The organism is Pseudocnuella soli (assembly GCF_004347775.1).
GTDB lineage: Bacteria > Bacteroidota > Bacteroidia > Chitinophagales > Chitinophagaceae > Flavisolibacter > Flavisolibacter aquaticus.
Window position 1 is genome coordinate 1,898,135 of sequence record NZ_CP037755.1, and the last position, 13,005, is coordinate 1,911,139.

General features: G+C 49.4%; 7 protein-coding genes. 4 read left to right on the top strand and 3 right to left on the bottom strand.

Annotation, left to right across the window (positions count from 1 at the left end):
* Positions 1–440: 440 nt before the first annotated feature.
* A complete protein-coding gene (locus EPD17_RS07925) occupies positions 441–2,663 on the bottom strand; it encodes a glutamine synthetase III family protein (RefSeq protein WP_114235229.1) in 2,223 nt (740 codons plus the stop codon).
* A 227-nt stretch (positions 2,664–2,890) separates the two neighbouring features.
* Complete coding sequence (locus tag EPD17_RS07930) at positions 2,891–4,150, bottom strand: hypothetical protein (RefSeq protein WP_132053251.1); 1,260 nt, start codon at positions 4,148–4,150, stop codon at positions 2,891–2,893.
* A 237-nt stretch (positions 4,151–4,387) separates the two neighbouring features.
* On the opposite strand from EPD17_RS07930, the gene purL reads away from it, so the two are divergent.
* Both purL and proC read left to right on the top strand, forming a co-directional pair.
* Positions 4,388–6,625 (top strand): phosphoribosylformylglycinamidine synthase subunit PurL, encoded by a 2,238-nt coding sequence (gene purL, locus EPD17_RS07935; RefSeq protein WP_132053253.1) that lies wholly within the window; start codon positions 4,388–4,390, stop codon positions 6,623–6,625.
* A gap of 238 nt (positions 6,626–6,863) precedes the next feature.
* Entirely contained in the window at positions 6,864–7,658 is a 795-nt protein-coding gene (gene proC / locus EPD17_RS07940) for a pyrroline-5-carboxylate reductase (protein WP_132053255.1), read from the top strand.
* A gap of 12 nt (positions 7,659–7,670) precedes the next feature.
* Here proC and EPD17_RS07945 read toward each other — a convergent pair whose 3' ends face one another.
* The gene (locus EPD17_RS07945) at positions 7,671–8,822 is read right to left on the bottom strand and encodes a YajG family lipoprotein (RefSeq protein WP_132053257.1); all 1,152 of its coding nucleotides are present in this window, start codon (positions 8,820–8,822) and stop codon (positions 7,671–7,673) included.
* Positions 8,823–9,074: 252 nt separating this feature from the next.
* Here EPD17_RS07945 and EPD17_RS07950 point away from each other — a divergent pair, with 252 nt between their 5' ends.
* Together EPD17_RS07950 and yidC are read left to right on the top strand one after the other, a co-directional pair.
* The gene (locus EPD17_RS07950; RefSeq protein WP_132053259.1) at positions 9,075–10,718 is read left to right on the top strand and encodes a CTP synthase; all 1,644 of its coding nucleotides are present in this window, start codon (positions 9,075–9,077) and stop codon (positions 10,716–10,718) included.
* A gap of 322 nt (positions 10,719–11,040) precedes the next feature.
* Positions 11,041–12,876, top strand: a complete 1,836-nt coding sequence (gene yidC, locus EPD17_RS07955; RefSeq protein WP_132053261.1) for a membrane protein insertase YidC — start codon at positions 11,041–11,043, stop codon at positions 12,874–12,876.
* The last annotated feature ends 129 nt before the right edge of the window (positions 12,877–13,005 follow it).

A 13,005-nucleotide genomic window follows, 5' to 3' on the forward strand; every position in this document is an offset into this window, starting at 1 on the left:
TTATTACCAAATCAACTGAATTTTAAAATGGCAAACTGTTGGAGAAATGATAAAGAAAATGAGGGTTATGAATTTATTTTAAAGCAGATACACATGTCGTACTTTGATAACGGTATTGTTCTAAAGGTCCATTCTTATTCTACAGAGTAAGCGGTTATGTTTAATTCTAAGAAACAGTCATGCCGAACATGTTTCGGCAGCCCATTCACACTATCGGGTATTGCAATATGAACTGCACTTGTCACACTCGTTTAATGATGTCTTTTCATTTCAATGGAGATGCCGAAACAAGTTCGGCATGACATTTCCGCTGAGCAAATGTTAGCTTCTTTGTAGTTTGTTCTGCTTCATAACGACCACGTTTGGATTTTTCACTATTGCCCTAAATAAAAAAGCCCGCTCTTTACAGAGCAGGCTTTTTTTATGATCGGGACAATTGCTTAGCGCATAAAGAGCAGCTCGCGGTACTTAGGCAGGTACCATTCTTTGTCGTCAACCAGCAGTTCCAGCTTGTCGGCGTGGCGGCGGATTTTGTCAAAGAATGCTTCCTTCACATCTTCGGCGTACGCAATGGCTTTTTCACGGGTATTTTCCAGTGCATTGGCCTTTTTGCGGGCTTTGATCATAGCCACCACGTTGGTGCTTGTTTCGTTGATGTGGCGCGAAAGTGTTTGCAGCAACTCCACCTGGCTGTTGTAGGTATCTTCTGCCATTCCTACTTCTTTCAAGCCTTTGATGTTGTTGATCAGAAGGTTCTGATAGCGCACCGCTGCCGGCAAAATATGGCTGGTAGCGAGTTCGGCCATCATGCGGCCTTCGATCTGTACCTTCTTGATGTATTTTTCGAGCTCAATTTCGTGGCGGGCTTCCAGCTCGCTGTGCGAGTAGATGTTGTTTTCGGTAAACAGCTTGAATGCTTTTTCGGTAACCATCGCATCCAGCGCCAGCGGCGTGGTTTTTACGTTGGGCAAACCGCGGCCTTCGGCTTCCTGGGCCCACTCTTCGGAGTAGCCATTGCCTTCAAACAGCACTTTTTCGGAAGACAGGATGTATTCCTTAATTACGTGCATGATGGCAATTTCTTTTTTCTCGCCTTTGCCAATCAGTCCATCCACGTCGGCTTTAAATTGCTTCAAAGTGGCGGCCATGGCAGTGTTCAGCACGGTCATGGGGTTGGCGCAGTTGGCGGTAGAACCTACAGCGCGGAACTCGAATTTATTACCGGTAAATGCAAACGGCGAAGTACGGTTGCGGTCGGTGTTGTCCATCAGCAGTTCGGGAATGCTGCGGTGGATGTCCATCTTCAGCATGCTTTCGTCCTGCTCGTCAAACTTGTCGCCAACGCGTTGCTTGATGTCGTTCAGTACTTTGGTCAGGTACTGGCCAATGAACACCGACATGATTGCGGGAGGCGCTTCGTTGGCACCCAGGCGAAAGTCGTTGGAGGCCGAAGCAATGGAGGCTCGGAGAATATCGGCGTAATCGTGGAAGGCCTTGATGGTGTTCACAAAAAAGGTCAGAAACATCAGGTTGGTCTTCGGTGTTTTGCCGGGGCTGAGCAGGTTTACACCGGTATCGGTAGCCATGCTCCAGTTGTTGTGCTTGCCCGAGCCGTTGATGCCGGCAAAAGGCTTCTCGTGCAGCAACACCCGCAGCTTATGACGCTTAGCGACGCGGTCCATTACATCCATCAGCAGGGTGTTATGGTCTACGGCCAAATTCAGTTCTTCAAAAATAGGGGCGCACTCAAACTGGCCAGGCGCCACTTCGTTGTGACGGGTACGCAGGGGAATGCCCAATACATACGCTTCTTTTTCAAAGTCGCGCATAAAGGCATACACACGCTCCGGGATAGAACCAAAGTAGTGGTCTTCCAGCTGCTGGTTTTTAGCCGAGTTGTGGCCATAAACCGTGCGGCCGCACATTACCAGGTCGGGGCGGGCATTGAACATCGCCTCATCAATCACAAAGTATTCCTGCTCCCAACCAAGGGTAGCGGTTACTTTGGTCACGTTGCGGTCGAAATAGTTGCACACATCCACTGCGGAATTGTTGAGGGCTTCAATAGCCTTCAGCAGGGGTGCTTTATAATCCAGCGATTCGCCGGTGTAAGAAACAAAGATGGTTGGAATACACAGGGTTTTACCAAAACCTGTTTCCAGGATAAATGCAGGAGAGGAGGGGTCCCATGCAGTATAGCCGCGGGCCTCAAAAGTAGCACGCAGGCCACCGTTGGGGAAAGAAGAAGCGTCCGGCTCTTGCTGGATCAGCGCATCGCCTTCAAACTGCTCGATGGGAGTGCCGTCTGTTTTAAGGGTAAAAAACGAATCGTGTTTTTCGGCGGTGGTGCCGGTCAAGGGTTGAAACCAGTGTGTATAGTGCGTTACGCCCTTGGTTTCGGCCCAGGCACGGATGCCATGAGCAATCTGGTTGGCCATGGCGCGGTCAATTTTCTGACCGGCTTTGATCGAACCATTCAGGCTTTTATATGCTTCGTCGCTCAGGAACTGACGGGCTTTGCTCAGTGTAAAAACATTCTCACCAAAGATGCCGGTGATTTTAGCTGAACCGTTGAGGTAGCTGCCGTTTCCGTTAACGGATTCCAGCAGCGAATCGGTGGAGGATTCGGTTAAACCGCTGAGGGCTTGAAAACGCAAGGACATAGATAAATTTTTGGCAAAATAAGAATTAATGCTGCAGATGTTGAAATATTTTTAAGAAAACGCCGTCATTTTCACGAAATGACTGTAAAAAGTGTGGAAAAATTGATGATACAACAGCGAAAAACGGATGAGGTAATTTGTTTTGATAATATTAGTTGAAAATATAATTTGTATTTAGATTTATTATGATTGTTGCTATGCTTTAATTCAAATCAGGTTCGCCAATGCTATGGTTGATTGTTGGGTAAATGCTCTGCAGGCTGCCGCAGTAGCTGAGCCATTACTGGCATCAACATCAAGGGCAGCACCACGCTTCGATAGCGAACGATGGCGCCGGGAAATACAACGGTATAGCCAATAATCAAAAGTGACGCAATAGAAAAAAACAGGCAGAACAATAATAGTGAGTTACGCCAACCTGCTGCCGCAATGCGCCACAGGGCAAACGCACAAAGAACGATTATCACCGTTGCTTCAATCGCCGATAGCAAGGCGCCAGCATTATTCGCCTCCCAAAGCATTGGCCTGACCCCGGCATTATACAATGCCTGCGGCGCATTTTGCAAAAAGGAAAGCGTATTGGGCTCTAAATCCAGCGAAGCAAATCGGTTCGGACTGCTCAGCACACTGAAGGCTTCCTGCCGGTCCATGACAACCTGTGGTAAATTGATGCCCGGTAAAAAAAGATGCGCCGAGAAAAAAAGGAGACCGGCTATAAAAAATAAAACGCAGTAAGTAACGAGGGGATGAATTTTGGGTTGGGCCCATTTTGCGGCTGCAAAAGCAACCAGTCCCAACAGCAAGGGGAGCAGCAGGTAGTTGCGCATCACCAGCACAATGAGTAATCCAATGACGATGGCCGCTATACGTTTGGCTCCCCATTTCTGTTCAAACAAGCCAAAGTAAACCGCATACAGTAGTAAGCCAAGCGCCAATACCAGCATACCTTCTTTATGAATGCCGCTGCTCCAGAAAATAAATGAGGGCAGTAAAAATGGCGCCAGTGCCAGCAGTGGCTTTTTTACAGGAACACTGTGCTGCCACACGAGATAAAGTAGCAACAGGCCCGCAAAGGAGAAAAGGTTAAAAAACAAGCTATTAATATAATAGTTGCTGCCGCTAAGCAGGTGGGCAATGGCCAGCATTTTTCCAAACACATGTCCATCCAGGTCGTTCCACCACGAATTAGCTGTGCCGAAAAATTCTCCATACCCAGTGCTGTAACCCGGGTTTTTGATGCTGGTTAGAAAAAGGATCGGGTCCGACTGCAGTGTTTGTAAATCTTCCAACCCGTATTGATGGTACACCCATGTATCGCCGCCTCCCCGCTGCGCATGAAAATAACCGTAAGCCACACCTGCCGCCGCTTTGATCAGGAATAGGCCTTGTAGATAACGCTTTGGTAAGCCTGCTTTGCGAAAAAACGGAATGCGCGGAATGGCCCAAAGAAGCGCAATGAGGTATGCAAAAAAAAGGGCGTAGGCCATGAACGGGGAAACAGTTTTTGAAAAAGAAACGGGTCGTTTACAAGAGCCGAAAGTCCGAAAAAGAAGGGTGCGGTCCAAGTTTACCCGATTGGGATCGATGGTAGTAGTAGTCCACTAAAGAATGAATACCGTAGCCATAAAGCGTTTCTTTGCATTCCAAACCAAGCCTCGCCGCCAACTTTTTACTACCACCACTTCGCACTTACAACTTACATTTGCCGCGCATAAACACCCATTATGGAAGTTACCGTAAAGACCGCCCAACAACTCCGCCTCACTCCCGAAGAATTTGAGCTGATCAAACAAAAGCTGGGCCGTACGCCCAACTTCAACGAGCTCTGTGCTTTTTCGGGCATGTGGAGCGAACACTGCAGTTATAAAAACTCCATCAAGTGGCTGAAGACCCTGCCCCGCGAAGGCGGCCGCATGCTGGTAAAAGCCGGCGAGGAAAACGCAGGCCTGATGGACATCGGCAACGACTACGGCGTGGTGTTTAAAATCGAATCGCACAACCACCCCTCGGCGCTGGAACCCTTCCAGGGTGCAGCCACCGGCGTTGGCGGCATTCACCGCGATATTTTTACCATGGGTGCCCGTCCTATTGCGGCGCTCAACTCGCTGCGTTTTGGCCGCCTCTCTGAAGATAAAACCCAGCACCTGCTGGCTGGCGTGGTGCACGGCATTGGCCATTATGGCAACTGCTTTGGCGTACCCACCGTTGGTGGCGAAATTTATTTTGAAGACTGCTACCATACCAACCCGCTGGTAAATGCCATGAGCGTGGGTATTGTAAAGGCGGGTAAAACCGTTTCTGCAACTGCGCTTGGAAAAGGCAACCCCGTGATGTATGTGGGTTCGGCTACGGGTAAAGACGGTATTGGTGGTGCTTCGTTCGCCTCGGCCGATATCACTGCCGAGTCGGTGCAGGAACTGCCGGCCGTACAGGTGGGCGATCCGTTCCAGGAAAAAAAGTTGCTGGAAGCTTGCCTGGAGGTAATTGAAACCGGCGGCGTGGTGGGCATGCAGGATATGGGTGCCGCAGGCATCATCTGCTCTACCGCCGAAATGAGCGCTAAAGGTGAGGTGGGCATGCGCATCGACCTGGAAAAAGTGCCTATGCGCCAGCAAAACATGAAGGCCTGGGAGCTACTGCTTTCCGAAAGCCAGGAGCGCATGCTGCTGGTAGTGGAACGGGGCCAGGAAGATAAAGTAAAAGCGGTGTTTGATAAATGGGACCTGGAAAGTGCCGTAATTGGTGAGGTTACTGAAGACGGACTGCTCCATTTTTATATGCACGGCGAGTTGGAAGCCCAGATTCCCGCACAGGAACTGGTGCTGGGCGGTGGCGCACCGGTATACGAACGGGCTTATGAGCGGCCTGCATATTTCGATAGAATTGAAGCGTTTAAACCCGAGTCTGTTTCCGAACCGGAAACAGCAGATTTGAAAGCCATCGCAGAAAAACTCGTGCAACTGCCATCCATCGCCAACAAACGCTGGATCTACAATCAATACGACAGTATGGTGGGCACCGTAAATGCTTCTACTAATGCGCCTTCCGATGCGCAGATCGTGCTGGTAAAAGAAACGGGCAAGGGCCTGGCCGTAACTGTTGATTGCAACAGCCGCTATGTTTTTGCCGATCCGTATAAAGGAGCGATGATTGCCGTAGCGGAAGCTGCCCGCAACATTACTGTTAGCGGCGGACAGCCATTGGGAGTAACCAACTGTCTTAATTTTGGCAACCCTTACGATCCGCAGGTTTATTTCCAGTTTGTAAATGCGGTAAAAGGCATGGGCGTAGCTTGCCGCAAATTCGATACGCCGGTAACTGGTGGTAACGTGAGTTTTTACAACCAGAACCCTGACGGACCGGTTTACCCGACACCCACCATTGGTATGGTAGGTTTGGTGGAAGACCTGGAAAAAACAATGAGCCTGAATTTCAAAAGGGAAGGCGATGTGATTTTCCTGTTGGGCTCTTTGCAAAACGATATTAATTCATCTGAATATTTACAGAAGATCCGCGGTGTTGAATTTTCTCCGGCGCCTTATTTCGAGCTGGACGAAGAGTTTCAACTGCAGCAAAAGGTTAGCGAACTGATCAAAGCCGGCGTGCTCCGTTCGGCACACGACTTGGCCGAAGGCGGCCTGATCGTAGCCCTGCTGGAAAGCGGCTTTGTTAATGGATTGGGCTTTGACGTGAAGGTGGTAGAAGGCTTCCGCAAAGATGCCTACCTGTTTGGCGAAGCACAAAGCCGTGTGTTGGTTTCGGTTGCAGCCGATGGGGTTGCTGCATTTAAGAATGCGCTGGGCAACCTGCCCTCCTATGAACTCGGCACCGTTACCGGCGGCGAAGTAGTTGTGGGCGGCGAGAGCTGGGGACAAATTGCCACCTGGAAAGAACAATACGACACGGCCATTGAAAGCCTGCTGGCGAAAGAAGAGGCTGGTGGCGCGTTGAGTATGATTTAGAAGATGATGGATGATAGATGATGGAGTTGATAGTTGGTAGTTGATAGTAATTATTGAATTAACGATTATTGATTGTTGGTTCGAGGCATTAGAGGTTTATTGCTTTTTCATTGCCCCCAATAATTAATAATGAATAATCAATAATCTTCTCCATTCACGATTCACATTTTACGTTTCACGCCTCGCATAACTTATCTTAGCAAGCGGTATTACGGCCGCTTGCTTTTTTATTTTTACCATGAACCAATCCATTGCTATCATTGGCGGCGGCAACTTGGGCACCGCCATTGCCGAAGGCCTGATCAAAAGCGGCTTTGTACATCCGCAGCACATTACCATTACCCGCCGCACCGTTGCCGCACTCCAGCATTTGAAAGAGCAAGGCGCCAACGTTACTGCCGATAACGCCGATGCTGTAAAAGAAGCCGGCATGGTGATTCTTGCGGTGAAACCGTTCCAGGTAAAAGAAGTGCTCACCGAAATTGCGGTTGCCCTCAACCCGCAGCAGGTCTTGGTTTCGGTGGTAACAGGCATTTTTCTAAAAGACCTGCAGGAAGTGGTGGGCCGCCAAATGGCGCTGTTCCGCGCCATGCCCAATACCGCCATCGCCATCCAGGAAAGCATGACCTGCCTCGCCAGCACCCAGGCTTCGGAAGACCAGGTAAAATGGGTACATGATATTTTTTCAGCGCTGGGCAAAGTGGCCGTGATCGATGAAAAGCTGATGGATGCCGCCACGGTGCTGGGCGCCTGCGGCACGGCTTACGCCATGCGTTACATTCGCGCCAATATCCAGGGCGGCATTGAAATTGGTTTTGATGCCAAAACCGCTTCGCTTATTGCGGCGCAAACCGTAAAAGGAGCTGCCGAACTGCTGTTGCAGCGCGGCGCCCACCCCGAGCAGGAAATTGATAAAGTAACCACGCCGAAAGGCTGCACCATTGCGGGCCTCAACGAAATGGAGCACCAGGGTTTTTCTTCTTCACTCATCAAAGGCATTGCCACCAGCTACGATAAAATTGTAAAGGGTTAAGGCCTGTGTGGCTCAAAAAATATTGCCTGTCTCTGCATCCAGCAGCAGCGGTTTCAAGTCGCCCTTCACTTTGTTTTGATCCAGTGCGTGGCCCAAACCCAAAAATGCTAATTGTTGAAGTGGGCTATTTCCTAAAAGAAGCGGGCTCACCTTGCGGTAATGCTGCGTAAGGTGTGGGAAACCCCACAATTCAAAAGTGTTTTGAACCGGGTGAAGCTGGAACAGGTTGGGGCCCAAGCGGATAAAAACATTGTTGCCATCGCAAATGCCCCAAAAAATGGTAAGCAATTGCTGCTGTTCTCCTTGTTGCAAAAAGAGCTCATCGGATAATTTACCTGACTGAACTGAGAAGGAAGCGGTATCAACCTTATTATTCAGGAAGTCAGAATAGGTATGATAAATCCCCCGTTTTGTATTGGTTATCAGGGCATGCGCTTGTAGGGTATTTTTAAAAGAAAATGCAATGACTTCCTGGATCGTCATCTGTTTTCGTTTTGCCAGTTGGGCAGGGCTTTGTTTCGTGGGTAGTCGATCAAGGCAATATTCGAACGGTTGATACAAAAGGTCGGTTGCACACGATTTGAGCGGTTTGTTACTGGTAAATAGGCTGTCGAGCCGAAATAGCGGTATGTAGCGTTCCCCATTTTTTAAATACACTTCAATGCGTGCATGGCACCTGCCAAAATTTGAATGTGCGTTGTTTTTAATAAGCGGAATCGAGGCATGAAGCTGAAACTCAGGATTGTTTTCGTCGAGCATCAATTTGCGCAGTACCAATAAATAAGAAAAACCGGAATCTGTACCGACATCTTTTAAATGCGTGTGTTTTTCAAAAAACTGACCGATACTTTGATCGGGTACAATTTTATAAAACTCATTTTTCCCCTTTCTCATAAAACCAAGCTTTGAACTGTCGGGCCGTGCATCCAGCACCGAAAGAGATACGCCGGTTCTAAGCCCCGGGGCAAATGCAGCATTCAGGTAAATGGTATAAGGCTTAAGTTGGGAGGGAGGCTTGGAAAATATTTGGCCATTAAGGGCCAATGTACACAGGATCAACAAGGGGAGCATGCAGATTTTCATAGCAGTAGGGTTTATTGGTTGCCGGTGTCTTGTGCGGTTAGCGATATGCAAAAGCAACAAAACCGCTGCAAAAATATCCATTTACAGTGCATAAAATCTCATTTTTCCACAGCCCTGTTAAAATGGATATGCAGGTTTAAAATTTGGCGTAGGTTTGCACGACCTCCCGGATTTTTTAAGGACCCATCCGCCGGTCATGAGCGACAGGTTTTCGCCTGCGCTTTTTATTTTAAAAGCATTTTTTAAAACATTGTTGCTGCCCACCGTTGGTTAGCAAATACTGTTTTTGGAGCGGCCACAGGCCCTCCTATTAAAAGCTGGAAACAACCTTTTATGGCTAAGTATATATTCGTAACCGGTGGCGTTACATCTTCGTTGGGTAAAGGCATCATTGCCGCTTCATTGGCAAAATTGCTGCAGGCCCGTGGCCTCCGTGTTACTATCCAGAAATTTGATCCGTACATTAATGTGGACCCCGGAACGCTCAATCCGTACGAGCATGGCGAGTGCTACGTAACCGAAGACGGCGCCGAAACCGACCTCGACCTGGGCCACTACGAACGTTTTTTGAACATCTACACGTCGCAGGCTAATAACGTAACCACGGGCCGCATTTACCAGCATGTCATCAACCGCGAAAGAGAAGGGGCATTTTTGGGAAAAACAGTGCAGGTGGTGCCGCACATTACCGACGAGATCAAACGGCGGATGCTACTGCTGGGCCAAAACAACCAGTACGATATTGTGATTACCGAGTTGGGCGGCACTGTGGGCGATATTGAATCGCTGCCGTATGTGGAGGCTGTTCGCCAGTTGCAGTGGGAACTGCCCGACGAGGACTTGCTGGTGGTACACCTGACGCTGATTCCTTACCTCAAAGCGGCCAAGGAGCTCAAAACCAAGCCCACGCAACACTCGGTGCGGATGCTGAGCGAAAACGGCGTGTTCCCGGATGTGATCGTGTGCCGCTGCGAGGAGCCGCTGAACGACGACATCAAACGCAAGATCGCACTGTTTTGTAATGTAAAACCCGAAGCGGTCATTGAGGCGCCGGATGCCAACACTATTTACGAAGTGCCGCTGCTGATGCTGAACGAGCAGCTCGACCTGATCGTGTTGAAAAAATTGAACATCACCGAATTTGCCGAACCCGACCTGACGCGTTGGAAAGGATTTTTGGATAAACTGAAATACCCCAAAGCCAAGATCACCATTGGCCTGATTGGTAAATACGTGGAGCTGCAGGATGCGTACAAATCCATTCTGGAAGCATTTATACACGCCGGCGCCATGAACGAATGCAAGGTGCAGGTGGTGCCTATCCACTCCGAAAGCCTGACACCGGAGAATGTGGCCGAAAAGCTGATCAACCTCGATGGGTTGCTGGTAGCGCCTGGTTTTGGTCACCGCGGTATTGAAGGCAAAATCACTGCAGTGCAATTTGCCAGGGAGACCGGACTGCCGTTTTTTGGCATTTGCCTCGGCATGCAAATGGCCGTGATCGAATTTGGCCGCAATATCCTGGGCATTAAAGATGCACACTCCACCGAAATGCAGCCCGACACCGAAGGCGCTGTGATCAACATGATGGAGGAGCAGAAAAAGATTACCCAGAAAGGCGGCACCATGCGTCTGGGTGCTTACCCATGCACCATTAAAGAAGGTACGCTGGCCCATAAAATTTATGGCACCACGCAAATCACCGAACGCCACCGCCACCGCTACGAGTTCAACAACGAGTACCTCGAGGCATACGAAGGTGCCGGTATGGTGGCCAGCGGCCGCAATCCGGAGACCGGTCTGGTGGAGATCGTGGAATTGCCCAACCACCCGTATTTTATTGGTTGCCAATACCACCCCGAGCTGAAAAGCACCGTGGAAGCACCGCATCCGCTGTTTGTGCATTTTGTTGCGGCTTCCCGCCAGTTTCACGACCGAAAAGCACAGCGTGCCAACAAAGTGAACGAAGCTGTTTAATCATTCATACTTTTTGCAAACGGGGAGCCTGTGGGTTCCCCGTTTCTTTTTTGTCAAAAAAGCTGGCGCTGCATTTTACTTACAGCAAAAGGGTTAAAAAGAGGGTAAAAATGGGGCTGGAAATGGTTCGGAGTAAGGGCGGCTTATGTCTTTTGCCGATGAACGCCTCCCAAAAAAGCATCGAAAATGGGGTTCGTCCAAGGTTCCTGACTATCTTTGCCACCCTTTATAAAGGGTAGGAGGTTTGCGCCAATTCCGCTCTACCGCGGTTTTTGGCTGCTAAACTTTTGGCCTGCCACACAGTACACAATATATACCACCAATGAATTTTGATCGGAATACCGTCATCGGTTTCGTAATCCTGGGCGTTCTTTTTGTTGCTTATTTTTTCTACAACAGCCGTGAGCAACAGGCTTTTATGCGCCAAAAAGCCATTGAGGATTCCATTGCCAAAAGCCGCCTGCCCAAAGTCGACAGCATGGCCTTTCGCAGCGATTCCATCCGCCTCGATTCGCAAACCAAGGTAGCGGCAGCCGGTGGTTTCCAGGCGGCTATTACCGGTATGGAGCAACTGACCACCGTGGAGAACGAACTGGTGAAGATTGTTTTTACCAACAAAGGCGGCCAGCCCCGTTCGGTTGAACTGAAAGCTTTTAAAGCCCCCGACAGCACCAATGTAAAACTGGGCGCTACGGCTTTTGATAAATTTAGCTACGTGGTGCGCACCGGCGATAACCGCACTGCCGACGTAACCAATTTCTATTTTGCCGGCGGCCAGCCCAAGCAAAACGCCGATGGCTCTACCACCGTGCAGTTTCAATTGGTGGGCAACGATGGCTCGTCTATTGTGCACCAATACGTTTTGCGCAAAGACAATTACCTGGTTGACTTCAACCTGGGCCTCAACGGCATTCCGCAGCTGACACAGAACAACGAGCTGAATGTATTGTGGCAAAACCAGGCGGTGCAACTGCAGCGCGACCTGGATTACGAACGTACCCAGTCGTCGGTAAACTACCGCGTGGCCGGCGATCCTGATTATGAACTGGTAGGTAGCGGCTCCACCGAAAAGTTTGACGATCCCATTAACTGGGTTTCGGTAAAACAACAGTTTTTCAACACCACGCTGCTGGCAAAAAACAATTTTGCCTCAGGCGAAGTTTCCTGGACGGCTCCCGAAAATACCAGCACCATTGTTGAGGCCAGGGCTAATTTGAAGTTGAAGCTGCCCGCCTCGGCCAACACCACTATTCCGCTGGGTTTCTATTTTGGCCCCAACGATTACAAAGTGCTGAAGCAATACGGCAACGATATGGAAGATATCGTGAACCTGGGCACCGGCATGTTTGCCTTTGTAAAATACCTGAACCGCTGGATCGTGATCCCGGTGTTTGATTTCTTCCGCAATTTTACCAGCAACTACGGCATTGTGATCCTGCTGCTGACGCTGTTCATCCGCCTGCTCATTTCGCCGCTCAACTACAGTAGCTACCTAAGTGGTGCCAAAATGAAAGCGCTGCGGCCGGAAATTGAGCAGCTGCGCAAAAAGCACGGCGACGATCAGCAGGCGATGAGCATGGACCAGATGAAATTGTTCCGTGAAGCAGGCGTAAACCCGCTGGGTGGCTGTATCCCCGGTTTGTTGCAGATCCCGATCTTCTTTGCCCTCTATAGTTTCTTTAACTCGGAAATTGCGCTGCGCGGCGAAAGCTTCCTGTGGGCAGCCGACCTGTCGCAGTACGACTCGATCGCAGAATTGCCGTTCTCCATTCCGTTTTACGGGTCGCATGTGAGCCTGTTTACCATTACCGCGGTGCTCACTTCGTTCCTCATTTCGATCTACAGCATGAGCATGACGCCGGACCAAAGCAACCCGGCGCTGAAGTACATGCCGTATATTTTCCCCTTCATTCTCCTGTTTGTGTTCAACAAGCTGCCGTCGGGTTTGACCTGGTACTACACCGTGTCCAACATCATTACGCTGGTGCTGCAGTTTGTGATCCAGAATTACATCATCAACCACGATAAGATTTTGGCAAGGATAGACGAGAACAGGAAAAAGCCGAAGACGAAATCCAAGTGGCAGGAGCGGATTGAAGCCATGCAAGAACAGCAAAAGAAAGTGCAGGAAATGCAGAAAAAAAGCGGCGGACGCTAAGGTGGGCATTACTGGTTATTTATTATTGATTACTGCGCTGCGGCTGGTTCAATAATTAATGATCAGTAATCAATAATGCGAATCCTCAATGATAACAAAACTTTCCATCCCGCCTTATGGCGGGATTTT

Coding starts and splice junctions, on each gene's coding strand:
- EPD17_RS07925 (WP_114235229.1), bottom strand. CDS start 2,663: ATGTCCTTGCGTTTTCAAGCCCTCAGCGGTTTAACCGAATCCTCCACC.
- EPD17_RS07930 (WP_132053251.1), bottom strand. CDS start 4,150: ATGGCCTACGCCCTTTTTTTTGCATACCTCATTGCGCTTCTTTGGGCC.
- purL (WP_132053253.1), top strand. CDS start 4,388: ATGGAAGTTACCGTAAAGACCGCCCAACAACTCCGCCTCACTCCCGAA.
- proC (WP_132053255.1), top strand. CDS start 6,864: ATGAACCAATCCATTGCTATCATTGGCGGCGGCAACTTGGGCACCGCC.
- EPD17_RS07945 (WP_132053257.1), bottom strand. CDS start 8,822: ATGGATATTTTTGCAGCGGTTTTGTTGCTTTTGCATATCGCTAACCGC.
- EPD17_RS07950 (WP_132053259.1), top strand. CDS start 9,075: ATGGCTAAGTATATATTCGTAACCGGTGGCGTTACATCTTCGTTGGGT.
- yidC (WP_132053261.1), top strand. CDS start 11,041: ATGAATTTTGATCGGAATACCGTCATCGGTTTCGTAATCCTGGGCGTT.